At 43.0% G+C, this 24,298-nt stretch carries 18 protein-coding genes; 10 read left to right on the top strand and 8 right to left on the bottom strand.

Features of this window, described 5'->3' with window-relative positions; all coding sequences use genetic code 11:
* Positions 1 to 34 precede the first annotated feature (34 nt).
* From E0H79_RS07505 to E0H79_RS07495, 3 genes are all read left to right on the top strand, one after another.
* Positions 35 to 982 carry a pirin family protein gene (locus E0H79_RS07505; protein WP_004970229.1) on the top strand — a complete coding sequence of 316 codons (948 nt, stop codon included), beginning with the start codon at positions 35 to 37 and terminating at the stop codon, positions 980 to 982.
* A 32-nt stretch (positions 983 to 1,014) separates the two neighbouring features.
* Entirely contained in the window at positions 1,015 to 1,413 is a 399-nt protein-coding gene (locus tag E0H79_RS07500) for an OsmC family protein (RefSeq protein WP_131261278.1), read from the top strand.
* A gap of 123 nt (positions 1,414 to 1,536) precedes the next feature.
* Positions 1,537 to 2,190, top strand: coding sequence for a glutathione S-transferase family protein (locus E0H79_RS07495; protein ID WP_131261277.1), 654 nt, complete (start codon positions 1,537 to 1,539; stop codon positions 2,188 to 2,190).
* 95 nt (positions 2,191 to 2,285) lie between these two features.
* Here E0H79_RS07495 and E0H79_RS07490 read toward each other — a convergent pair whose 3' ends face one another.
* Positions 2,286 to 2,894, bottom strand: a complete 609-nt coding sequence (locus E0H79_RS07490; RefSeq protein ID WP_004970222.1) for an SPOR domain-containing protein — start codon at positions 2,892 to 2,894, stop codon at positions 2,286 to 2,288.
* A 34-nt stretch (positions 2,895 to 2,928) separates the two neighbouring features.
* The gene (gene argS / locus E0H79_RS07485; protein ID WP_131261276.1) at positions 2,929 to 4,719 is read right to left on the bottom strand and encodes an arginine--tRNA ligase; all 1,791 of its coding nucleotides are present in this window, start codon (positions 4,717 to 4,719) and stop codon (positions 2,929 to 2,931) included.
* 195 nt (positions 4,720 to 4,914) lie between these two features.
* Between argS and E0H79_RS07480 the strand changes: the two genes are divergently transcribed.
* Positions 4,915 to 5,196, top strand: a complete 282-nt coding sequence (locus E0H79_RS07480) for a DUF2798 domain-containing protein (RefSeq protein ID WP_004970219.1) — start codon at positions 4,915 to 4,917, stop codon at positions 5,194 to 5,196.
* A gap of 170 nt (positions 5,197 to 5,366) precedes the next feature.
* The gene (locus E0H79_RS07475; protein WP_131261275.1) at positions 5,367 to 7,067 is read left to right on the top strand and encodes an NAD-dependent malic enzyme; all 1,701 of its coding nucleotides are present in this window, start codon (positions 5,367 to 5,369) and stop codon (positions 7,065 to 7,067) included.
* A 125-nt stretch (positions 7,068 to 7,192) separates the two neighbouring features.
* Here E0H79_RS07475 and E0H79_RS07470 read toward each other — a convergent pair whose 3' ends face one another.
* Together E0H79_RS07470 and E0H79_RS07465 are read right to left on the bottom strand one after the other, a co-directional pair.
* Positions 7,193 to 7,960, bottom strand: coding sequence for a hypothetical protein (locus tag E0H79_RS07470; protein ID WP_131261274.1), 768 nt, complete (start codon positions 7,958 to 7,960; stop codon positions 7,193 to 7,195).
* Between the two features lie 519 nt (positions 7,961 to 8,479).
* Entirely contained in the window at positions 8,480 to 11,971 is a 3,492-nt protein-coding gene (locus tag E0H79_RS07465) for a PAS domain-containing hybrid sensor histidine kinase/response regulator (protein ID WP_131261273.1), read from the bottom strand.
* Positions 11,972 to 12,156: 185 nt separating this feature from the next.
* Here E0H79_RS07465 and E0H79_RS07460 point away from each other — a divergent pair, with 185 nt between their 5' ends.
* From E0H79_RS07460 to E0H79_RS07450, 3 genes are all read left to right on the top strand, one after another.
* Positions 12,157 to 12,489, top strand: coding sequence for a DUF485 domain-containing protein (locus E0H79_RS07460; protein WP_131261272.1), 333 nt, complete (start codon positions 12,157 to 12,159; stop codon positions 12,487 to 12,489).
* A 1-nt stretch (position 12,490) separates the two neighbouring features.
* A complete protein-coding gene (locus tag E0H79_RS07455; protein ID WP_096902225.1) occupies positions 12,491 to 14,200 on the top strand; it encodes a cation acetate symporter in 1,710 nt (569 codons plus the stop codon).
* 202 nt (positions 14,201 to 14,402) lie between these two features.
* Positions 14,403 to 15,101: an ion channel gene (locus tag E0H79_RS07450; protein ID WP_131261271.1), complete on the top strand. Its 699-nt coding sequence runs from the start codon at positions 14,403 to 14,405 to the stop codon at positions 15,099 to 15,101.
* Positions 15,102 to 15,191: 90 nt separating this feature from the next.
* Here E0H79_RS07450 and omp33-36 read toward each other — a convergent pair whose 3' ends face one another.
* The gene (omp33-36, locus tag E0H79_RS07445) at positions 15,192 to 16,106 is read right to left on the bottom strand and encodes a porin Omp33-36 (protein WP_265937122.1); all 915 of its coding nucleotides are present in this window, start codon (positions 16,104 to 16,106) and stop codon (positions 15,192 to 15,194) included.
* A 513-nt stretch (positions 16,107 to 16,619) separates the two neighbouring features.
* Positions 16,620 to 16,802 carry a hypothetical protein gene (locus tag E0H79_RS07440; protein ID WP_004970207.1) on the bottom strand — a complete coding sequence of 61 codons (183 nt, stop codon included), beginning with the start codon at positions 16,800 to 16,802 and terminating at the stop codon, positions 16,620 to 16,622.
* 428 nt (positions 16,803 to 17,230) lie between these two features.
* Here E0H79_RS07440 and E0H79_RS07435 point away from each other — a divergent pair, with 428 nt between their 5' ends.
* Positions 17,231 to 18,931: a GGDEF domain-containing protein gene (locus E0H79_RS07435; RefSeq protein ID WP_026438407.1), complete on the top strand. Its 1,701-nt coding sequence runs from the start codon at positions 17,231 to 17,233 to the stop codon at positions 18,929 to 18,931.
* A gap of 124 nt (positions 18,932 to 19,055) precedes the next feature.
* Here the strand turns inward: E0H79_RS07435 and uvrA are convergent, their stop codons facing one another.
* Entirely contained in the window at positions 19,056 to 21,890 is a 2,835-nt protein-coding gene (gene uvrA, locus E0H79_RS07430; protein ID WP_131261269.1) for an excinuclease ABC subunit UvrA, read from the bottom strand.
* Between the two features lie 149 nt (positions 21,891 to 22,039).
* The gene (tenA, locus tag E0H79_RS07425) at positions 22,040 to 22,714 is read right to left on the bottom strand and encodes a thiaminase II (protein ID WP_131261268.1); all 675 of its coding nucleotides are present in this window, start codon (positions 22,712 to 22,714) and stop codon (positions 22,040 to 22,042) included.
* 330 nt (positions 22,715 to 23,044) lie between these two features.
* On the opposite strand from tenA, the gene E0H79_RS07420 reads away from it, so the two are divergent.
* On the top strand, positions 23,045 to 24,130 hold the full coding sequence (locus tag E0H79_RS07420; RefSeq protein ID WP_131261267.1) for a DUF475 domain-containing protein: 1,086 nt from the start codon (positions 23,045 to 23,047) through the stop codon (positions 24,128 to 24,130).
* Positions 24,131 to 24,298 lie beyond the last annotated feature (168 nt).

The following is a 24,298-nucleotide window of genomic DNA, read 5'->3' as shown; positions in this document are numbered from 1 at the left end:
GTCAAGGAATTTACAGAAATATAAGAGGTATAGGATGAGCAACAGCAATTATACCGAGCTTTCCAATTCAGACGATTGTGATAAGTACGTCAAGCAATTTATACAGGAATTTCCACTGCGTAGTGCTGAAATTGGGCAGGGAACTTTAATTAAACGTGCTTTACCGAGTCGGCATAAACGCATGATTGGGGCATGGTGTTTTCTGGATCACGCAGGCCCTGTCAATTTTCCACAAGGTGAAGGCTTAGACGTCGGGCCGCATCCACATATTGGTTTGCAAACATTCACCTGGATGATTGAAGGCAGCATTATGCATACCGACAGTTTGGGTACTAAGCAATTGATTCGTCCCAAACAGGTTAATTTAATGACCGCGGGTTATGGTATTTCACATACCGAAGTTGCTCCCGACACCGAAACACACATGCATACAGCGCAACTGTGGATTGCTTTACCTGATGATCAGCGCAATATGGCGCCACGTTTTGATCATTACCCTGACTTGCCTGTGGTTTTGCTAGATGGAGTGGAATTTACCATCTTAGTTGGTGAATTTTTAAATACCACTTCACCAGTATTAGTACATAGTGAGTTGCTAGGGGTAGATATTTATAGTGAAACCAGCACGACAACCCGTTTGCCGCTGAATCCTAAATTTGAATATGGTTTGATGATGCTGGAAGGCACAGCCACTGTGCATGGGCATGAATTAAACGATGAAAATATGCTGGTGCTTGAACCGGGCTTAACCGAAATTCAGCTAGATTTACATGCGGGTGCGCGTCTGTTGCTATTGGGCGGTTTACCTTTTGAGTCGCCAATTTTGTTGTGGTGGAATCTCGTCGGTCGTACCCAAGAGGAACTCAGCATTGCACGTGAGCAATGGGTCAATCATGATCCTCGTTTTGGCACAATACCAGACTACGATGGACCACGTTTAGAAGCGCCGACTTTCCCCGCAAAAATGCGTGCATCAAAATAAATGATGGAATATCAATCTATAGGGAGCATCTTATGGCCAAGATTGGCACAGCACAGGTACGCAGTTTAGACACGGCATGGCAAGGTCAGATCCAAAGTGGTCAGCACCAATGGAAGGTAGATGAGCCTGAAAAGTTAGGTGGTCAAGATGCAGGTCCTGCACCTTATGATCTGTTATGTAGCAGTTTGGTCGCTTGCACCATGATTACCTTGCGTATGTATGCACAGCATAAGGGTTTGGATTTTGGCAAAATTCAGGTCGAGGCGGACTTCTTTACCAATCAGGAAGGGCAGGAGTGGATTGAACGCCGTGTGCAAACTGAAGCAGCGTTAGATGTAGAATTACAGCAAAAAGTACTGAATATCTGTCAAAAAACACCTGTGACGAAAACCTTGTTACGCAGTGTGGAAATTCGTACTGAATTGGGTTAAACCTAGAGTTGAATCCGTCTCTTATAAAAAGGCATGCAGGACATGCCTTTTTATAATGTTGCGTGAAACAGAAGATATAACAATCACTTAAAACAGATGTAATAAAAACAAAATAGGACGTTTATGATTACTTTACACCACCTTGATCAATCCCGCTCTTTCCGCATTTTGTGGGCGCTCGAAGAGCTGGGTTTGGACTATGAAATCAAGTTTTACCACCGTCAGCCCAATTTAAGTGCGCCCAATGAATTGAAGCTGATTCACCCATTGGGTAAAGCACCAATTTTGACGGATGCAGAGCAGACCATTGCAGAATCTGCAGTCATTTTGGAGTACTTGCAGCAGCATTATGATACGCAAAGGCAGTTTAAACCGCAGCAGGCTTCAGCACAGCAAGCATATCAATACTGGATGCATTATGCCGAAGGCTCGCTAATGCCATTGTTAGTGATGCAATTGGTGATAACCAATGTGCCGCAGCATGTGCCATGGTTAGTTCGACCAATGGCGCAAAAAATTACTGCAGGTGTTAAAGCAGGGTTTATTCAGCCTCGTTTAAAAGATCATATTGCTTATTTAGAAGATTATTTGGGCAAACATGATTATTTTGCAGGGGATTTTTCTTTTGCCGATATTCAAATGGGTTTCCCGCTCCAAGCATTGCAAAGCCGTACCGGGCATCATTATCCACAGATTGCGGCTTATTTGGCACGCGTGGAACAGCGTCCTGCATTTCAGCGTGCACGCGAACGTGAGCAGCAGTTAATGCAAATCTAGCGATGATTTTTGTGAGTACATCGTTCTATAGACCTAAAAAAAGATGCCGAGGCATCTTTTTTTAATTGATTTTGGTCGATTGATAACAATGAGGCTTAGCGTTTCACGACAATTGAATCAATTCCACTATGCTGCAAAGTTTGCTGAGCAATCACTGCAGCATCGGCTGAATCATAAGGGCCTGAAATCACCCGATACCAAGTTTCACCACCTTCTACACTTTTCACTACATCTGCCGATAAACCATTCAAAATAATTTCGGCACGACGTGCATCTGCAGCATCTGGGTCGGTATAGCTACGCACTTGTAGAATATAGCTGGCTTGTACCACAGGGGCAGGCATTTCTGTCAGACCAACATTGGCTTCGCTGGCCGCTGGCGCCTCTACAGCAGCAGGCGCTTCAACAATGACTACGGTATTCTGTTGCTGTGTTTCAGGCACCGCTTGCTCAGGAATTGGGGTAACCTGTTGCTGTGGCAGCAAATCATAAAAACGATAGTCTTTGTTGGTATCTTCCTGATAATGCTCAGAATTGATTTGCCCTTTAGGCTGTACAGGTGCCCACGGTTTCCATAGCATTAAGGCTACAGCAAAACACAACACGATTAAAATCACCACGAGTGTGCCTAACCACGTTGGAATTAGTGGTTTTTTGGGCTTATTCGGTCGTTCAGATACACCGCGTTGCGTTTTTCCAAACACGTGGACTTCCTCTTGTTATGCTTTTATTTGGCTTTTACATTGTTTCTGGTGCAGAGACACCTAATAATTCTAAACCATTACGCAAGACTTGTTGTACGTTTACTGAAAGCAATAAGCGTGCTTGAGTCAAGGCTGCATCATCATTCAGAACTTTATGCTCATTGTACCAACCGTGGAACAATGCTGCTAATTCTTTCAAATAGTTACCTACCTGATGCGGTTCGTGGCTGTTGGCAGCACGTACTAAAATTTCAGGATACGCAGCCAGTTTGGCTAAAATTTCAGTTTCAGCATCTAGCTCAAGTTTAGCGGCAAACTGACGTGCAGTTGTCGCATTAAAATTCAATTGCGTAGCAGCAGCTTTTTCGAGCATACGACAAATACGTGCATGAGCATATTGAATATAGTAGACCGCATTGTCTTTACTTTGTGAAACGGCCAAATCTAGGTCAAAGTCAATGTGCTGTTCAGATTTGCGCATGACGTAATAGAAACGTGCAGCATCGTTGCCGACTTCTTTACGCAAATCACGCAAGGTCACGTACTGACCTGAACGGGATGACATTTGTACCATTTCACCACCACGCCATAAGCTCACGAACTGCACTAACAGTACCGTTAATTTTTTCGAGTCGTAGCCTAGTGCATCAATGGCCGCTTTCACACGTGAAATATAACCGTGGTGATCTGAACCCCAAATATCAATTAGGTCTGTGTAGCCACGTTGTAATTTATTCAGGTGATAAGCAATGTCTGAAGCAAAGTAAGTGGTTTGACCATTGCGGCGTTTCACCACACGGTCTTTTTCATCGCCAAATGCGGTCGATTTAAACCAGATATTGCCGTCTTGTTCGTATAGATAACCACGTTGATCTAGTGTTTGCAGAGCTTCATCAATTTTTTCAGTCAATGACGCTTCGCTAAACCATTGGTTAAAGGTGACACCAAACTCGCCCAAGTCATCTTTAATGTCGGCCAAAATAGCATTCAGCGCAGCCTGATGGAACACGCGATAATCATCACCCAAGAGCGTTTGTGAATTGAAAATCAAACCATCAATGTGTTTTTCTTTGTCGCCCGACAAGACCACTTTGTTGCCATCGGCATCGAGTTCTGCCGCATATTGCACATCTTCAGGCACATTGTTATATACATCTGCAACAGGGCGTACATGGCGTTCACCATCCTGTTTTAAAATGCTTTGTGCGATGTCTTTAACGTAGTCACCCTGATACGCATTTTTGGGGAACACCAGCGTTTGACCTGCCAGTTCCAAATAACGCAAGTAAGTTGAAGTCGCCAAAATATCCATTTGACGGCCAGCATCATTGACATAGTATTCACGCTCAACTTTAGCACCTGTGGCTTCAAGTAAATTGGCAACTGTCATACCATAAGCAGCACCACGACCATGACCCACGTGTAGGCTTGAGGTTGGGTTAGCAGAAACGAACTCGACCTGAATGCGTTTTTCTGCATTGATTTGGCTGCATCCAAATTGTTGTTTTTGTGCTTGAATTTGATCTAAAACACTAAAACGCTGGTCGGCATTTAAAAAGAAGTTAATAAAACCAGGGCCTGCAATCTCTGCTTTGCTGATGTCTGCAACTTCAGGCAGAGCAGCAAGAATTTTTTCGGCTAAATCGCGTGGCTTCATGCCTGCGGCTTTAGAGGCAATCATGGCAATATTTGATGCGAAATCACCGTGGCTGCGGTCTTTGGTACGGGTTAAATTACTCGTATTGTTCCAGTCAGATGGGAGTACACCTTCAGCTTGAAGGGATTGCACTGCATGATCGAGCGCTGCTTGTATTGCCGTATTCATATTTAGTCGAAAAATAGATGTGCAGAAAAACGCTAAATATAGCAAATTTCAGGGGCTTTAGGGGAGTGCAATTGTATGCTTTATCGAATTTCAGAGATTGTAGCTAAGCATGAACAAATTGCCTGAAAAATCATCCTTTAAGCAAGCAATTCATGGCATAGTATGCGGCATTCAGTGAGGCGAAAAGGCTGGAGCATGAAACAACGTGCAATGATTTTTGGCAATGTACCCAAATTACCCATGAAATGGGCCACGGTGGTAATGCCTTTCTTTTTATCATGTTTGATGAGTGGCATCATTTCGTTGATTAATATGATCCGAAATTTGGGCTGGATTGAGGGATTTTTTACCCTGTGGTTGCATAACTGGATGATTTCTTGGGCGTTTGCTTTTCCAGTCGTATTATGTGTGCTGCCTTTGGTGCGTAAGTTCACTGGCTTAATTGTAGATATGACGCCACTGCAACCACCCAAATAAATTAGGTTCGATGCCTATATAACATGGGCTATCAGAAATAAAAATCATTCAGATTTGGTTATCAAACTTCTAAATGCCCTATTTGCTGCAATTCGGGCTAAGCTAGTCAGATGTCAGATGGTGCATCTCAATCCATGCGCCATCAGCAACCGATTAGAATGAGATGAACAATGACAACCGCAAATTTGCAGCAGAAACGTCCTTTATATATTCCCTATGCGGGCAACGGCCTTTTAGAATTGCCTTTATTAAATAAAGGTTCTGCATTTTCAGAAGAAGAACGCACCCGTTTTAACTTGCATGGCTTAATTCCACATGCAATTGAAAATATTGAAGAACAAAGCCAGCGTTCGTATCAGCAATATTCTGCTTTTAGCGATGCCATCAACAAGCATATTTATTTGCGCAACATTCAGGACACCAATGAAACCCTGTTTTATCACCTGATTGAACAGCATTTGAGTGAAATGATGCCTATTATTTACACCCCAACTGTAGGCGAGGCATGTCAGCGTTTTTCCGATATTTACCGCCGTCATCGGGGTATTTTTATTTCCTATCCAGACCGTGCCCATATTGATGATATTGTACAAAACATCAATAAAAAGAATGTCAAAGTGATTGTGATTACCGATGGTGAGCGTATTTTAGGCTTGGGTGATCAGGGCATTGGCGGCATGGGCATTCCAATTGGGAAACTGTCTTTATATACAGCGTGTGGTGGTATTAGCCCGGCCTATACCTTGCCCATTACCTTAGATGTCGGTACCAATAACCCACAATTACTGAATGATCCGATCTATATGGGCTGGAATCAGCCACGTATTAGTGGTGAGGAATACTATCAATTTGTCGATCAGGTGATTGATGCGGTGAAACGCCGTTGGCCTAAGGCATTGATTCAGTTTGAAGATTTTGCTCAGAAAAATGCCATGCCCTTGCTGAATAAATATCGTGATCAGATTTGCTGTTTTAATGATGATATTCAGGGCACTGCGGCAGTATCTGTGGGCAGTTTAATTGCTGCATCACGTGCGGCAGGCAAGCAGCTGAAAGATCAAACCATTGCCTTTTTAGGTGCAGGTTCTGCAGGATGTGGTATTGCCGAGCAAATTGTGGCGCAAATGGTGGTGGAAGGCTTGAGCGATGCTGAAGCACGTGCTCGTGTGTATATGGTGGATCGTTTTGGCTTATTCACCAGCAATCAGCCAAACTTGCTCGACTTCCAACGTAAATTGGCACAAAGTCCTGACCGTGTGGCACATTGGGGCAATCCTGAAGGTGTGATTTCGCTGTTGGACGTCATTCAAAATGCCAAGCCAACGGTATTGATTGGGGTTTCGGGGCAACCGGGTTTATTTACTGAAGAGGTGATTAAAACCTTGGCTGCCAATTGCGAGCGTCCAATTGTGTTGCCATTGTCAAACCCAACCTCACAAGTTGAAGCCTTTCCTGCCGATATTTTGGAGTGGACTGAAGGCAAGGCCTTAATTGCAACAGGTAGCCCGTTTGAGCCAGTGAACTATCAGGGCAAACTTTATAATATTTCCCAATGCAATAACTCGTATATTTTCCCAGGTATTGGCTTAGGGGTAATCGCTGCAGGGGCTACACGTGTGACAGACAGTATGCTCATTGCGTCAAGTAATGCGCTGGCGGACTGCTCACCATTGTTGCAGGATCCAAACGCAGATTTATTGCCTGATTTAAATGAAATTCAGCAGGTGTCTAAATTTATTGCATTTAGAGTCGCAAAAGCAGCAATGGATGCAGGGGTTGCACCGGTCATGAGTGATGAGGCATTACGCGAGGCAATTGAGGCTAATTTCTGGAAGCCTGAATATCGTGATTATAAACGTGTGACGTTTTAAGCAAAATTCATTCGTGTATTGTTAATGAAATAAGCCACAAGGCGTGCTATTGCACGCCTTGTTTTTATTTGGAATAGGATGGGGTTTGCGATGTGATTACTTGGAATTTAAGTCTTCAACTCACACTAAGCAATATAGTTCTGTTTTGGATTTAAATCGGCACAATTCAAAGGATTTAAGGCACATTGCAATTCATCAATTTGCTGCTCACTGACATAGCCTTGTCCAATCAGGTATTTTGCAACGTGGTCATCTCTCAGGCTTATAAACGCAGCATCGTACACGCCTAAATCGACAAATAAGGCTGCCGTTTCAAGACTGTTAAAACGGTCTAAATACACGTCATTGCCATACAGTAGAAAAATATGTTCAGTGGGTGCATGCGCATCGACTTTTAAGCGTTCTGCCAGCTCAAAAGGTGAGGTTTTAATGAACAGCAAATCGGACAATTCATCAAATTGAGCTGTATCGAGTTGTGCCTCATCTATTTTGACTTTGCCTAACCATGCTTTAAAGACCAGTACCGCACCACCACGTAATAACATACTCCAAATATGCTGGCGGGTGCTTTGATCTAAGCCTTGCGCTTCTTGTTCCAAAACATCCAGTAATTGCTCCTCCTGTGCTGAAAGTTTGTTGAACAGACCTAAACCTTGTGGTTGATACGCCGCAGGGCGAAACACATCAAAATTGAGTTCTTCAAAAACCTGCAAGGCTAAGGGCACAGCACTTTGGTAAATGGTTTCCAAAGCTTGAAGATGAGTGGAACTGAGTTTGCTATTGGGGAACAGTTGATTCCATTGAATTTCGGGTAAGAGTGCATTGACGCCGTATTGACGATGCAGCTGCTGAGATTGTTCGGCAAGCTGCTGTTCATATTCAGCTAAATTCATGACATCACTTCCTAAAATGAGAAGAAGGGTTGATCAATCGCAGTATTTATACAGGCTACACCAGCCAATTGATCATTTCTTGTACTCAGTTATGCGCGCATGAAGCGTTTTAAGCATATACGACTAAAGTCTAATGTTTTGGCGATAAGGGCAAAAAATAACGACAAACTCAGGGCTTAGAAAAATTGTAAAATTTATTGAGCATATTCACTTACCATCTTGTCAGACTTTGCCATAGCCAGTGAGGTGATGGTATTTAATGTGAAGGGCAGGCACTCAAAACGCGACATTTTTGAAAAGTTTGGTCAATTGGTGTGCTGCATCAGGTCAATCGCTGTCAATATTGACAGCAAATGTGTTGGATTTTCATTGTAGCCATATTTCGCTATGTAAAGTGAAGCTTGGTCATCAGACTAACAAATGTAACCAAACCAGAAAATGTAACAAGGTCGGTGCGTTCATCTCAGCTTTATCTCTGTGGGATGAGCGCCCCAAATTAGCCAAAGTTAGGTATGTGAATCAAGTCTCCGAAATTTTCAGACCCGATAACCAAGAACGTAGCGATGCTGGTTTTAATGGTTTTTTCAGCAAGACGATGTTGAGTTCTTTTAAGCGTTGCGGTAGTTCTGGATCAGAGTCAGCAGTAATTAACGCCACAGGTACATCGGCTTGACGATGTTCCAGAATAAAATCTAAACCGATTTTATCGTCATTTAAGTGCTGATCGACCAACCAAACTTGAATGTGCTCACGTTGAATCAACTCAATTGCTTGTTCAGGTTCGGTGGCTTTAAATACGTGATAGCCCCATTTACTCAGCAGGGTCGCCATGCCTTCCAAAATGGTTTCATCATTGTCTAAACACAAAATTTTATAGGCTTTGGTTTTCAACGGCACCACTTGCACAGGTGCAGCCACTACTTTTGGAGCTTCGACAATCGGCACTTCAATCATAAAGCACGAGCCTTTGCCCAATTCCGAATAGACATGCACAGGGTAGTTCAGCAAACTGGTCATACGCTGCACAATCGCTAACCCAAGACCTAGACCTTGCTCACCCCAAGGCGACGTATGTCCGCAACGCTCAAATTCCTGAAACAGTTTAATACGTTGTTCTTCGGCAATACCCGGACCTGTATCCCACACCCCAATTCTAATATGTTGTGGATGTTCTGCAGAACGTAACACGCCCACGACCACACGCCCTTTGGCGGTATAGCGCAGCGCATTGCTGACAAAGTTTTGAATAATACGACGAATCCATTGTGGGTCGGTATCAATCCAGAACTGTACGTCATGCACACGGAATTCAATGCCACGTTGTGCCGCAATGGATTTAAATTGCAGGCTTAAATCGCTGAGTAAGTCATGCAGTGGATAAGCCTGACGTTTCGGCTGAATCGTACCGCCTTCCAAACGGGCAATATCCAACAAGGCCGAGAGCATACTTTCTGCACCATGCAGGGCACGATCCAGTTGTTGCAGGGTTTTACGGTCTTCATCGGACTGAATACTTTGCTCTAAAGCCGTACTGAATAAGCGCGCTGCATGCATTGGCTGTAATAAGTCATGACTGGCAGCGGCAATAAAGCGGCTTTTGGACATATTGGCTTTGTCGGCTTGTTCACGTGCCAATTGCTGTTCTGCCAAAGCATCGGCCAATTGTTGTGTGCGATCTTGTACCCGTGCTTCAAGTACGGCTTCGTTTTCACGGAAAGCGGTAATATCGGCAAAGGTGGTCACGAAACCACCGCCTTCAATTGGATTACCACGCATTTGAATTACACGACCATCTTTACGGATGCGTTCAAACTCGTGTGCACTGCCCATTTTCATCCAGTGAATACGTTTACGCACGTGTTCTTCAATTGAGCCCGGACCACATTCACCACGTTCTGCGTTATAGCGAATCAAATCGGCAATTGGGCACCCGACATAGACAATATCTTTAGGATAATCAAATAGTTTGAGATATTGATTATTCCATGCTACCAAACACATATTTTCATCTACCACACTCACGCCTTGGGTCATGTGGTCAATCATGGTCATGATTAGGTTTTGGTTAAAGCGTTGCCATTGTGAGGCTTGGTCAAGAATATTCGCAACTTGCCCTAAAGCGAGTCCGTTATTGACCATGGCAGTGGTGAGCAAAGTACGCGCAGATGCTGCACCAATGGTGCCTGCCAAATATTGTTCGGTAAAACGCCACCACATGCCGTTGGCATTGGCATTTTCATTCAGCACCACATTATTTTGCTGACTAAACTGCTCAAAGGCTTGTCGGGTTGGAGATTCGCCTGTAATGCGTTTTGCCAGTGTGATTAAATCGCCTACTTTTAAACGCGCTACATCCTGATGTGAATAGCTGACCTCGTTGCTCATGTTCTGAGTTGGCAAAGGCTTGGTTTCATAATAAAAGAAACTTTCGGCCTGAATCTGTTCTGCCACACTTGGGCGGAAAATACGTGACACCCAAACATATAACAAAATATTTAAACCGAGCGCCCAAACCACCCCATGTGTGAGCGGGGCAAAAGATTCAAAGCCAAGCAAGGCTTCAGGGCGTAACCAGTTGATGCCTAAAGGTCCCAGCAATAAAAATTCACGGGTAAACTCGCTGAACTGACTTGGCAGGCTGCGTAAAATAGTCGGAAGTAGCAGGGTATAGGCCCACATCGCAAATCCAACAATTAAGCCTGCATAAACGCCCTGTTTACTGCCACCACGCCAATATAACCCCCCAATCAGGGCAGGGGAGAACTGTGCCACTGCACTAAAGGCCAACAAGCCAAACACAGAAAGTTGATCAATATCGTTAAAGAAGTTGAAGAACAGGAAGCCGAGCAGCATCACCGCTAAAATACAAATGCGTCGGGTGAATTTCAGTACCAAAGGCAAGCGCTTGTCATGGCGTGAGAAAATGCCCATGCGCCACAAGGCAGGCATGATCAGGTCATTACTCAGCATGATCGACAGTGCTACTGAAGATACCAATAGCATGCCTGTTGAGGCGGAGAATCCTCCCAAGAACGCCAACAGCGTCAACCAGTCTTGGTTATAACTGAGTGGCAAAGACAAAACCGCTACATCTGGGATGGCTAAATATTGCGGAGCTGCGTGCAAGGCCCAACTGGCAATTGGAACAATCGCGATGGTGGTTAAAATCAGATAAACGGCAAACCAGCGACGCGCACCCCGAATATGTTTTTCATCACGCAATTCGACCACAGCAACGTGAAACTGACGTGGCAAACAAATAATGGCTAATGCAGCCAATAAGGTTTGTACCCAGAAGGTTTCAGGCACACCAAATAGCTGGACTTCATTAAATGTGATTGAAACGTCATTGGCAATTTGATGAATATTGCCGGGTGCTTCAAAAACAAAAAAGAATGCTACTGCGAGTAATGCAAACAGTTTCACAAACGATTCAAAGGCCACTGCCAGCATTAAACCGCCGTGCTGCTCCGTATTGGCAATTTGTCGGGTACCAAACAGCATCGCCAAAATAGCCAATAAACCTGTCAGGAATAACACCGCATTGGTGGTACTTTCAACATTGGTGCTTTGATCCAAAATCACTGCGGCACTCAGCGCAATTGCGCGTAATTGCAAAGCCAAATAGGGAATAATTGCAATCACCGCCAAAATTGTGACCAGTGATGCCAATGGCCCGCTTTTACCGTAACGTGCAGCAACAAAGTCAGCAATCGATGAAATGGCGTGGTGTTGTCGCACTCGACCTAAACGTCGCCAAATATCATAACCAACAGCGACAAACAGCAATGGCCCTAAATAAATGGGTAAAAAAATGATCCCTTCACGAACGGCTGCGCCCGTTGCACCATAAAAAGTCCATGATGAACAGTACACCCCTAAAGTTAAGCTGAACATGAGCATGCGCCCACGCGTGCTTAAACGACTGGCGTGTTTTTCCCCATAGAAAGCACAGATAAAAAGTAATGCGATATAGAGGGCTAAAACCCCCATAATGAGCCAGCTGTTCATGATGCCTTAAAAGTATCGACAATAGGGCTATGATAGCCTATTCCATTGCCTTTGCGCTGAGGTTGATCATTTTTTTAGCGACCAAAGTCTAAATTGCAAATCGGCTCCAACATTGTTAATTTTAAGTTCGAAATAATTCGAATTAAAAATTTGCGCCTAAGGCAGGGCGCTTGAAGGAGCAGGTTATGGATGAGGTACAAGTAGAACGTATTCTACAAAACCCAAAATTCAAAGAAATGGTTCGCAGAAAAAGTAACCTAAGCTGGACATTAACAGCAATCATGTTGTTTGTGTACGTAGGTTTTATGCTTTTAGTGGGCTATAACAAAGAATTCTTATTGAGTTCAATTTCAGGTGGTGTGACGACTTGGGGTATTCCACTGGGTCTGGGCATTATCGTTTTATCTTTCATTTTGTGTGCTGTTTATTCATCAATTGCGAATGGCAAACTTGACCAATTGAACGAAGAAGCGATGCGTGAAGTTGAAGCAATTACACATGAGAAAGGAACGCACTAAGATGAAATGGAATTCATTGAAAGCACTGGCTGCGTCTACTGTATTAATGTCAGGTATGGCATTTGCAGGACCAGATTTAGGTGCAGCAGAACAGCAGCCAACCAACTGGCCTGCAATTATTATGTTCTTGATTTTCGTGGGCGCAACTTTGTTCATTACTAAATGGGCAGCAAAGCAAACCACAAGCACCAAGGACTTCTATACCGCAGGTGGTGGTATTTCAGGTTTCCAAAATGGTCTCGCGATTGCAGGTGACTATATGTCAGCAGCATCGTTCCTGGGTATTTCCGCAATGGTGTTTATGTCAGGCTTTGACGGCTTGCTGTATTCACTTGGCTTCATGGTCGGTTGGCCAATCGTATTGTTCTTGATTGCTGAGCGTTTACGTAACTTAGGTAAATACAACCTATCTGACGTTGTATCGTTCCGTTTAGCTGAAAAGCCAGTACGTACCCTTGCAGCATTCAGTTCGCTTGTAGTAGTTGCATTCTACCTGATTGCACAAATGGTAGGTGCGGGTCAGTTAATCAAACTTCTTTTTGGTTTGAACTACAACCTTGCAGTGGTAATCGTGGGTCTACTCATGATGGCTTACGTTATGTTCGGTGGTATGTTGGCAACGACTTGGGTACAGATCATCAAAGCGGTGATGTTACTTTCAGGTGCGACTTTCATGGCTTTCATGGTAATGAAAGGCGTGGGCTTCAGCTTTACCAACATGTTCGAACAATCTATTCAAGTCTTCTCTAAAGTACACGATTTAAGTTTGGCCGATGCTGCAAACATTATGGGTCCTGGTAAATTGGCCTCTAACCCAATTGATGCGATTTCACTGGGTCTTGCATTAATGTTCGGTACGGCAGGTTTACCACACATCTTGATGCGTTTCTTCACTGTAAAAGATGCGAAAGAAGCACGTAAATCAGTGGTTGTAGCAACAGGTTTCATTGGTTACTTCTATCTTTTAACTTTCATCATTGGTTTTGGTGCGATCCTTTATGTATCGAACAACCCACAATTCCTTGATGTTGCGAAAATGGCAGTAACGGGCAAGTTGGAACTTGTTGGTGGTAACAACATGGCTGCGGTGCACTTGTCTGATGCGGTGGGCGGTGACTTGTTCATGGGCTTCATTTCAGCGGTGGCATTCGCAACGATTCTTGCAGTTGTTGCTGGTTTGACATTGTCAGGTGCTTCAGCAATTTCACACGACTTGTACGCTAACGTATTCAAGAAAGGTCAAACGACACCTGAATCTGAACTTCGCATGTCTAAAATTGCAACTTTAGGCTTGGCAATCTTCGCAATGATCTTGGGTATTCTTTTCGAGAAACAAAACGTTGCGTTCATGGTTGGTTTAGCATTCTCTGTAGCGGCATGTGCGAACTTCCCAGTACTGGTATTGTCGATGTTCTGGAGAGGCTTAACGACTCGTGGTGCGGTAATCGGTGGTGTTGCTGGTCTAGCTTCAGCAGTAACCTTGATTGTATTGTCTAAAGCAGTTTGGGTCGATACGCTGCAAATTTCTGATACACCAATCAACCCATTTAACGGTCCTGCGATCTTTGCAATGCCACTTTCATTCTTCTGCTGCTGGTTCTTCTCTATTACAGATAACTCTGCGCAAGCACAAGCTGAACGTAAAGCATTCGATGCACAGTTCGTACGCTCACAAACAGGTATTGGTATCTCTGGTGCATCTGACCACTAAGGTCTGAAACACCTCAAAAAAGTCCCAGTCATGGGACTTTTTTTATGCCTGTATGTTGGCTTGAGCAAGCATGCCGATAAATATTTTGAGCATTTGTGGATACGGTTATTGAGATATGCAATTTTGATACAGAGAGATTGCATTGCATGCGCAAATAAGCTGCTATGTTGGATGCAATATAAAAAGAATAGGCAGCAGATATATGTACATATTAGACAATGTCTGGAAAAAGTTTCGGGTTTTGCCTTCGGCATGGCTGTTGTTTTTGCAGTTTGTGATTTTGCTGCTCTCACTCTTTGCGCATCACCATATGCCCTATAAAGTCATTACGTGGATGGTGGGTGTATTGGTGTTGTTGCTCATTGCTAAAGTGATTCGACAAACGCCAATGTTGAGTATTGTGGGGCTCAGTTTTGTTTATGCGGCTTTGTTCTTTTCATTCTTTATTTTATTGGGTGTGCGGCATCCTCTTATTTTGGTGATGAGTCATGCCTGTGAAGCTGCAGCCTATTTTAGCGCAGCCTATGGCTTATTGCGCTATATGTTCCATGACCGTTATTTAACCAAAGATGAACTGTTTGCTGCTGCAGCGGTATTTACTTTACTCGCTTGGGGTTTTGCCTTTTTATATAGCATCTGTCAAATTTTGATTCCGCAAAGTTTTCAGAACCCAAATGCTGCAGGTTTACAAAGCTGGTTGGATTTACTGTTTTTAAGTTTTAGTTTGCAGTCCGCGACAGGTTTATCCGACCTTATACCGATCAGCCCGGAAGCACGGGTGATTGCCATGTTGCAAATGTTCTGTGGGGTGATGTATTTGGCATTGATCGTGTCACGTTTAATCGCATTGCAGTACATTCGCCACTTACCGCATCATCACCATGATGATTCGGCTGAGTGAAATAGCAGTTCAAATTTTTCATGACATATTTCAGGCATAAAAAAGACGCTCAGATGAGCGTCTTTTTTAACTTCAGTGTCTAATGTGAAATTAGAAACGGAATTTAGCGTTTACACCAACAGTTTGAGTGTCAACAGCTTCGCCTACAGCATTCGCATTTACATAGCTAGCACCAACTGCAACTGCAGGAGTGATGAAGTAGTTTACGTTCGCGCCCCAAGCAGAATCGACAACAGAGTCAGCACTTGTTTCTACATAAGAAGCACCTACGCTAAGCGCTGGTGTTAAGTAAAGATCTGTTTTTAAGTTGTACATAGTATCTTCACCATATACAAGACCTGCTTCAAAACCAACAGCCATATTGGTGCCGTCAATTGCGCCTACGTATTTTGTACGTGCAGTGATTGCATCTTGATCTTGATTGATTGTGCCCGACTCAAGTGCTGCTTTAGCAACACCATTAGAAAGGATGTTGAAAGCATCATAAGAAGTTTGGTCTGCAACGCTTGTATAACCTACAGCAACTAAGAAGTTAGGCGCTACTACTGCACCAAGTTCTAAGGCATAACGGTCGCCATTGTCATTATCTTGACCGCCTTTACCATCTGTGATGGTGTGGCTATATGCTGCACTTGCATAAACAGGAACCAATTGAGTTGGAATATACGCTTCAGCTTTAGCACCATAAACATGAGATACGAAATCTGCTTCGTCAGCATCTACATCGTATTCACCATAGTTGTATGCTAAAGAGAAGTTAGACGCTTGGTTTAAGAACGCAGCTTCAGCCAATGGACCTTTAGTCGCATCAACATTTTTGAAGTAGTAAGTACCTTGAACAGCACCAGTGAAATTCTTATCATTTACTGTATTGTCGATGTATTCAGATTGACCTTGAACTTCGAATTGGTACGCTTGAGCACCGGTCATGGCTAATAATAATGCAGTGGCTAAACCGAGTTTTTTCATGATAGTTACCAGTTTTGTTAAAAATGGATGAAACATTGATCATTTTAGTGTAACAAATTATTAAGTCAATGAACTAAAAGGACTTTATTTAAGAATTAAGTCCAATTGACTTTGTTGTTTAAAAAATATTCAAATAAAATTTTTGCTGTCAACCTAAAAACTGTATGGATAACAAGTCGATATGTTCGTTTTTGCAACAAAAGTAGAAATAATAAGCAAAGCATTAATTGGATTAATCGATCAGTTTTATTGAAATTATCTTTAATAATAATTCTTGGAATGTGAAGAATAACGGAAAAATTCACCTGTTTTAGGGTGAAATCATGATATTTGGGTAAAAAACAAGCAATAAAGAAGGCTTGTTTAGACTGAATTTGAGTGGAATATTTGAATTAATGTGAGTTTAGTCACATTAAATTTTAATATTTGTATAAAAATAAATCAGACTGGTTGACTAGGCTTTACATAAACTGTGATTTATTTCATAATTCCACCATGAAGTCCTACTACTTAAGTCGGGTTTGTAAATTATGTGACTTATCTCATAATTTAACCATCAAATCCTAAGCTTGGTTCATCCAGTAGTGCGATCTGATTCTCCATAATTGTTTGCTTTTTATCTGCCCAACTTTCCCCAAGGTTGGGTTTTTTTTGCATGTGAAAACGCAAATGGTTTTGCGAAAATTGCACTGATATGGTGCAGTTTGAGGGTGTGATATGATCAAAACCCATAAAAAAATCCCAGTTTTCTTTCAAAAACTGGGATTTTTCGCCAAAATTTGCGGGTAAATTTAGTTTACTGCTGAGGAAAAACTAAACTCGCCCTAATGAGGTGCATTATGCACCCAAATGTTGCATCTGTAAAATATTTTCTGCATGCTGAAACATTATTTTTTGTATTTGTTGTTTTAAGCAAATGGGTCATGGGTATGCGCTTAGAAGTTTTCTTGAATAAGATGCTCTAGTTAGACAGGTTTAAAATATCAGATCCAATTTAGCTGTTATGATTTGGTGATAAAAACTAAATAATTCAAAATATAAGTGAATTAATTATCTTTTTTGTAAGTAATTTAAAGATTGCTCATGTAATATAGTCGCCGATTAAGTGATCAAGTCCACGATTTTGCACAGTTATAATGACGTAGGTGAAACTTAGCATGATGATGAAATTGCGCACAGAGCATATCAGTCAGCGACTGTTGATCTCGATGATCATTATTATCGTGTCATTGCTTTTTATTTGCGTTCCTCTGATGGTGAATAGTTATCAGAGTTATCAAAAAACAAAACGTGCTTTAATTGAAATTTCTGTATTAGGCAAAGTGGCTGAACTGACCAATAGTATTTCGCGTGAACGAGCACCTGCAAACAAAGTCATGTCGAGTTCAGCAGCTGAATTTCAGCAAAATTTACAAGAACTGAAAGCGTACCGTGCTGGCGTGGATCAACAAGTAGAACAGACCATCAATATTTTAAGAAAAGAAGGTTTTATTATCCATGCGCATCATTTATCGCATCAATTAAAGACCGCTTTAGAACAAGGGCGTCAGGCGGTCGATGAATATGCAGCAACTCCACAGCATTTGCGTAGCTCTCAACAGATGGATCATGCGATTCAAAAAATGTTTGCGGCATGGGACAGTTCTCAGCATGTGCTGAAACACGTCATGCTCGATTCAGTGGCAAAAGACTCATCGGTATCGACCTATTATAGTGTGATTTTTGTTCTTTCAGATTTGCGTGATCAAGCGGGAAGGGTGGCATCCAATATTATTGCCGCGGTAACGTTTGCTGAAAAAATTCCTGAAACCAATTTGGCGAGCTCTTTGCAAACCCAACGCCAAGCTTATTATTTGTGGGATTTAATCCATACCATTTTGCCTGAAGCACATAAAATTCCTGAATATAATATTTTGCATGATCAATTAAAAAAGGAGTTTCTGGATGAGGGAATTCCTATCGTCAATCAATTGATTCAGCAAAGTATTGATGGGCAACCCTATTCATTGACAGGCACTGAACTCACCCAAAAATTGGTGGATAAATTCAACACTGTGGTCAGTTTGCAGTCATTTATATTAGCGCACAGTTTGCAGGTTGCGCACAAAGATTATCATCAAGCTCAGCGTATTTTCATTTTAACCCTAGTAGCGTCAATTATTTCGTTATTGGCTGCTATTTTCACCATGGTCTATGCGCGCTCAAAGGTCTTTATTCCTTTAATTCAGGCACGCAGCCAAATTTTACGCTTGGCAGCTTATGATGATGAAGCTCAAGGGACGCAAAATCCAGACAAGGTAACGCTCTTAGAGGCCATTCAAAAATTAAAACAACGCCTAGAGCAGCGTGATATTTTAGAATTTCAGCTGCGTAATATTGCCAATACCGATGCCTTAACTGGTGTTTCCAACCGTTTGGCGCTTGAGGAATACATCAAATATTTAGAACATCGACCTGAAAAATTGAGCAAAACTGGTCTGATTATTATGGATGTGGATAAATTCAAACACATTAACGATACCTTCGGGCATGTGGTAGGTGACCAAGCTTTAAAATGTATTGCCGATACTCTCAAAGCGCATGTCCGTGCCTCAGACTTGGTGGTGCGTTATGGTGGCGATGAGTTTTTGGTTTTGATTGAGCAAATAGAATTTACTGAGGCGCTGTATTTGGCAGATAAATTGCGCTGCCATATTGTGAATCAAGAAATTTTTATTCCAGAACTGAATGATTATATTCAAGTGTCGGTCAGTGCTGGCGTGGCGGTGGGTGCTGCGTCATGGAGCAGATTGTTGGAAAAAGCCGATAAACACTTATTTAGAGCCAAAGCACGTGGGCGCAATGCCGTTGCTGGTGACTAAGTCACAGTAATTGATCCACGAGCATTTCCGAAGTGATAAAAAGCCTAGAGTGAAAGATTCAGCACAAGTTTGTGCTGAATCTGTATTTAAACTTGAATGGGCTTAAAAACTGAAATAATCTATTTTAGCCTTTTAACATCGGTTTTAAGAATTTTGCGGTATGTGAAATTTTAGATTTTGCGACAGTTTCAGGTGTGCCTTCGGCAATGATTTGTCCACCGCCTGCACCACCTTCAGGGCCTAAATCGACAATCCAGTCTGCAGTTTTAATCACATCTAGGTTGTGTTCAATCACCACAATGGTATTACCCTTGTTGCGTAGCTCATGCAGGATGTCGAGCAATTTGGCAATGTCATGGAAGTGCAAACCAGTGGTCGGTTCATCCAGTACATACAGGGTTTTGCCTGTATCTCGTTTGGCCAGTTCACGCGCCAGTTTTACGCGCTGTGCTTCACCGCCAGATAAAGTTGTAGCTGATTGACCAAGGCGGATATAACCCAAGCCAACCTGATTTAACGTTTCCAACCGACGATGAATCACAGGAATGGCATCAAAGAAATGCATGGCATCTTCAACGGTCATTTCCAAAACATCAGAAATATTGCGACCTTTATAACTGACTTCCAAAGTTTCGCGGTTATAGCGTTTACCATGACAGGCATCGCAAGGCACGTACATATCTGGCAAGAAGTGCATGGCAACTTTAATCATGCCATCACCCTCACAAGCTTCGCAGCGTCCACCTTTAACGTTAAAGGAGAAGCGTCCTGCTGCATAGCCACGTGCTTTAGCTTCAGGGGTTTGCGCAAACAGCTCACGAATTGGAGTGAACAAGCCTGTATAGGTCGCGGGGTTCGAGCGTGGCGTTCGCCCAATCGGGCTTTGGTCAATATCCACCACTTTATCTAAATATTGCAAACCATCAATCGAGTCGAATTTTTCTGCGGTTAATGTAGTTGCGCCATTTAATTGTGTTGCAGCCAAAGGCAACAAAGTACGGTTAATTAGGGTGGATTTTCCTGAACCCGACACGCCTGTGACACAAGTCATTACCCCTAAAGGCAAAGTGAGATCCACTTTTTTCAGGTTATGTCCTGCTGCGCCCATTAGCTTAATTTGTTGTTCGGGATGTGGCGGTTGGGTGCGCGTTTTCGGCACTTCAATTTTTAATTTGCCCGATAAATACTGCCCTGTTAGGGAGTCTGCATGTTCGGCCAGTTCTGCATAGGTGCCTTCGGCAATAATATGTCCACCATGCACACCTGCACCTGGGCCAATATCAATAATATGATCGGCTGCACGGATGGCATCTTCATCATGCTCTACCACCAATACGGTATTGCCCAAGTCACGTAAACGAATCAGGGTTTCTAGCAATCGGTCATTGTCGCGTTGGTGTAAGCCAATAGAGGGTTCATCCAGCACATACATCACGCCCATGAGGCCTGCACCAATTTGCGATGCCAAACGGATGCGCTGTGCTTCGCCGCCAGACAGCGTTTCGGCAGAACGTGACAAACTTAAATAATTCAAACCTACCGACACTAAAAAATGTAAGCGCTCACGAATTTCTTTAAAGATTTTATCTGCCACTTCACCTTTGGCACCATCCAGATTCAGTCCTTGATAGTACTGCTCGGCATCACCAATTGACATTTGGGTAATTTGAGCAATAGTTTTGTCTTTCACACGGACATTACGGGAGATTTCATTTAAGCGTGAACCTCCGCAGGCATCACAGGCCGCATTAGATAAATACTGTGCCAAATCATCGCGTACATAATTACTTTCGGTTTCACGATAACGACGTTCTAAATGCGGCAACACACCTTCAAAAGCAATCACACGTTTATGATGGCGACCACGTTCATCGGTATAACTCAGGTCAATTTTGTCTTTGCCTGTACCGTACAGAAATTTCTTCTGGGTAGTGCTGTCAAGCTGATTCCACGCAGTTTCTAATGAAAGTTCATAATGTGCTGCGACTTTTTCTAGCATGCTGTAATAATAGGGACGCTGTCTGTCCCAACCACGAATTGCACCCTGACTGATTGAAAGTTCAGGGTTTGGAATTAGTTTTTCTGCACTGAAATGGCTACGTGTCCCCAAGCCATCACAGGTTTGGCAGGCGCCAAACGGATTATTAAACGAGAACAAACGTGGCTCAAGTTCAGCAACGGCACGATCACATTTTGGACATGAATGTTTGGCTGAAAAAATACGATCAGGCTGTTCGGCATTCATCCACGATAAAATGGCCAGATCGCCACCTAAACGCAGTGCCGTTTCAAAGCTTTCGGCAATACGGTTACCCAAATCATCTCGGACTTTAAAACGGTCTACCACTACCTCAATCGTGTGTTTTTTCTTTTTGTCGAGTTCAGGCGGTGGGTCAATGTCCATGACTTCGCCATCCACTCGGGCGCGTACAAAACCCTGACTTTGTAGCTGTTCAAACAAATGCACATATTCGCCTTTACGCTCACGAATCACCGGTGCAAGCAGCATCAAAGCAGTGCCTTCTTCCAGTCCTTTTACCGCATCAACCATTTCTGATACGGTTTGTGCCACCATCGGCAAGTCATGTTCAGGGCAGTACGGTGTACCGACACGGGCATACAGTAAACGCAAATAGTCGTAAATTTCGGTAATGGTACCCACCGTTGAGCGTGGGTTATGACTTGTCGATTTTTGCTCAATCGCAATTGCAGGGCTTAGACCTTCAATTGAATCGACTTCAGGTTTTTCCATTTGTGATAAGAACTGGCGTGCGTAGGCAGAAAGCGATTCGACATAGCGACGTTGCCCTTCTGCATACAAAGTATCAAATGCCAGTGAGGATTTTCCTGAACCAGATAAGCCCGTAATCACCACAAATTTATCGCGTGGAATATCAAGGTTCACGTTTTTTAGGTTATGGGTACGTGCACCTCGAATACGGATATGACTTTGGCTCATAAAAAATTCTCGAAATTCTACAAATGAAAAACTTATATATGATAGCGCATGAAAATTGTTCAAGTGTTATTTTTCACGCTTTATCAGTCATGGCTTGTCGCACTGTATAGAGAAACGCCAATACAGTGCGCACTTAAAGTGACTAAGGTTTAAACTTGGTCTAAGCCTAGCCATTGACGCTGATGGTAAGCACTGTCCCAGAATAGCCATTCTAGTTTTGCCGCTTTGGTATAGGCCTGATGCATTTTTTCAATGGTGTCGGCATCACAGCGCGCAGCAATACGGTCAATGGTCTGAATTACATTGTTGACTGCACTATGGAATTCTTCGCCTGAATAGGTATCTACCCAAGCCTGATACGGATTATTCGGTACTGAATTATTGACGATGTCTTTGCCCACTTCTGCATAAATCCAGAAACATGGCAGCAATGAAGCCAATACCACAGGATAACTTTCTGACCACGCTGTTGCGAGCAAATAAGAGGTGTAATGATGGCAGGCGAGGGTCAGTGGGGTGCTTTCAAATTCCTGTTTGGAAATATCAAATGCTTGCATAAAGCTGTCGTGTAAGGTGCGTTCAACCACAATTGCAATTTTGGCTGCTTCCGAAAATTGAATAATATCATCGGCATCAAAAGCTTTGGCAGCACAGACAGCCAGCGCACGACCATAGGCAATTAAGTAATGTGAATCTTGAATCACATAATGACAAAACGCAGCTTTGCTTAATGTACCTTGCGCCAGTTCCTGATTAAATGGCAACGCCAGTGTTTTTTGATAGAGCGCAAGGTTACGCTGCCAAGCCTCTTGAGAAAAGCGCATGTTGGATTTCCATTTGAATTTTATTGATGCAGATACCATTGCATATCTGTACGGTGATCACAACTGATCAATATTGAAATAGCGCAGTTGGGGCGAAATCCATCACAACAAAAAAATCATACGAAGAATTTTGGCGAAGTTGAGAAAAAAGCGTCATAATTGCGGCATAAAATTTTACATTCTCAGCTTTTGTCCGATTTAAAATTTGGACAATTCAAATTTCAGAATTTTTAGATTTGTTGTTGCTCACCCAAAGCTATGCTTGGCTTTTGTGGTGCAGATTCGACAGATAAAAAATTCAGATCAAAATATATCGATAGGTCGTTTGTCATGATGAAACATTTTGGTTTCTCAATCGTATTTTCGATAGTGTGTCTTGCGCTATCTGCATATTGGGGCTATACCCATGGCCCAGAAGCAGGTGTGCAGACCATGCTCACCGCACTGACCATCACCGCAATTTTAGCGATTATGGAAGTGTCGTTGTCGTTTGATAACGCGGTGGTGAATGCTTCAGTCCTACGCGGTTGGGATCATTTCTGGAAAATGCTGTTTTTAACTGTGGGGATTATCATTGCTGTATTTGGCATGCGTTTGATCTTCCCCGTGGTGATTGTGGCTGTCACTGCCGATATGGGCATGATGGAAGTGGTACAACTGGCACTGAATGATCCGAAGCAATATTCTGCCAAACTGATGGCACATCACCCTGAAATTGCTGCATTTGGTGGTGCATTCTTGTTGATGGTCTTCCTGAATTTCTTTTTGGATGATGAAAAAGACACCCACTGGTTCAGATGGTTGGAACGTCGTTTGAGCAATTTGGCAAGCGTACCTGCCATGTCTGTATTTTTAGCCTTAGTGACCTTGCTGATCATGGCAGCGAACGTGGTTGAAGATAAACGCCTTGTGGTGACGATGGCGGGTATTTGGGGCATCGTGATTTATATTGGTGTACAAGTGCTGAGTCACATGCTGGGCGGAGAGCCTGAAGTCGATGAGCAGGGCAATGCTGTGCGCCATGATGAAAATGGTGTGCCAACAGGTGTGGTAAAAGCGGGGATTGGTGGCTTTTTATATCTGGAAGTACTAGATGCCTCGTTCAGTTTTGATGGCGTGATTGGTGCCTTTGCGATTACTTCAGATGTGGTAATCATTATGTTAGGTCTAGCCATTGGTGCGATTTTTGTGCGTTCTATGACCATTTACTTGGTCGAAAAAGGTACGTTGGATGCGTACGTTTACCTTGAACACGGTGCGCACTACGCCATTGGTGCCTTGGCCTTTATTATGATTGCCAGCGGTACAGGCCTGCATGTGCCAGAAGTAGTGACAGGTTTAATTGGCGTTGCCTTTATTGTTTGGGCAGTGATTGCCTCGATTCAATTTAAAAAGCGTCAGGCAAAAGCAAGTTAATGCATCTGCTGATGCTTTGATGGTAAGACTCAAGCATAACCAAGCAGAACAATCATACAGACAGAACGAAGTTAGAATTTGGGTGCACAGCGTTGCGCCCTTTTTTTATTGAAATTCTAGGCATCGCGTATAATAAACATCGGGAAAAATCAGCATCATGCAGCTGAA

Source organism: Acinetobacter sp. ANC 5045, from assembly GCF_004331005.1.
In the GTDB taxonomy this organism is placed as follows: Bacteria; Pseudomonadota; Gammaproteobacteria; order Pseudomonadales; family Moraxellaceae; genus Acinetobacter; species Acinetobacter towneri.
The sequence above is the reverse complement of the archived record's forward strand: the minus strand, read 5'-3'. Positions and strand labels throughout refer to the sequence as shown.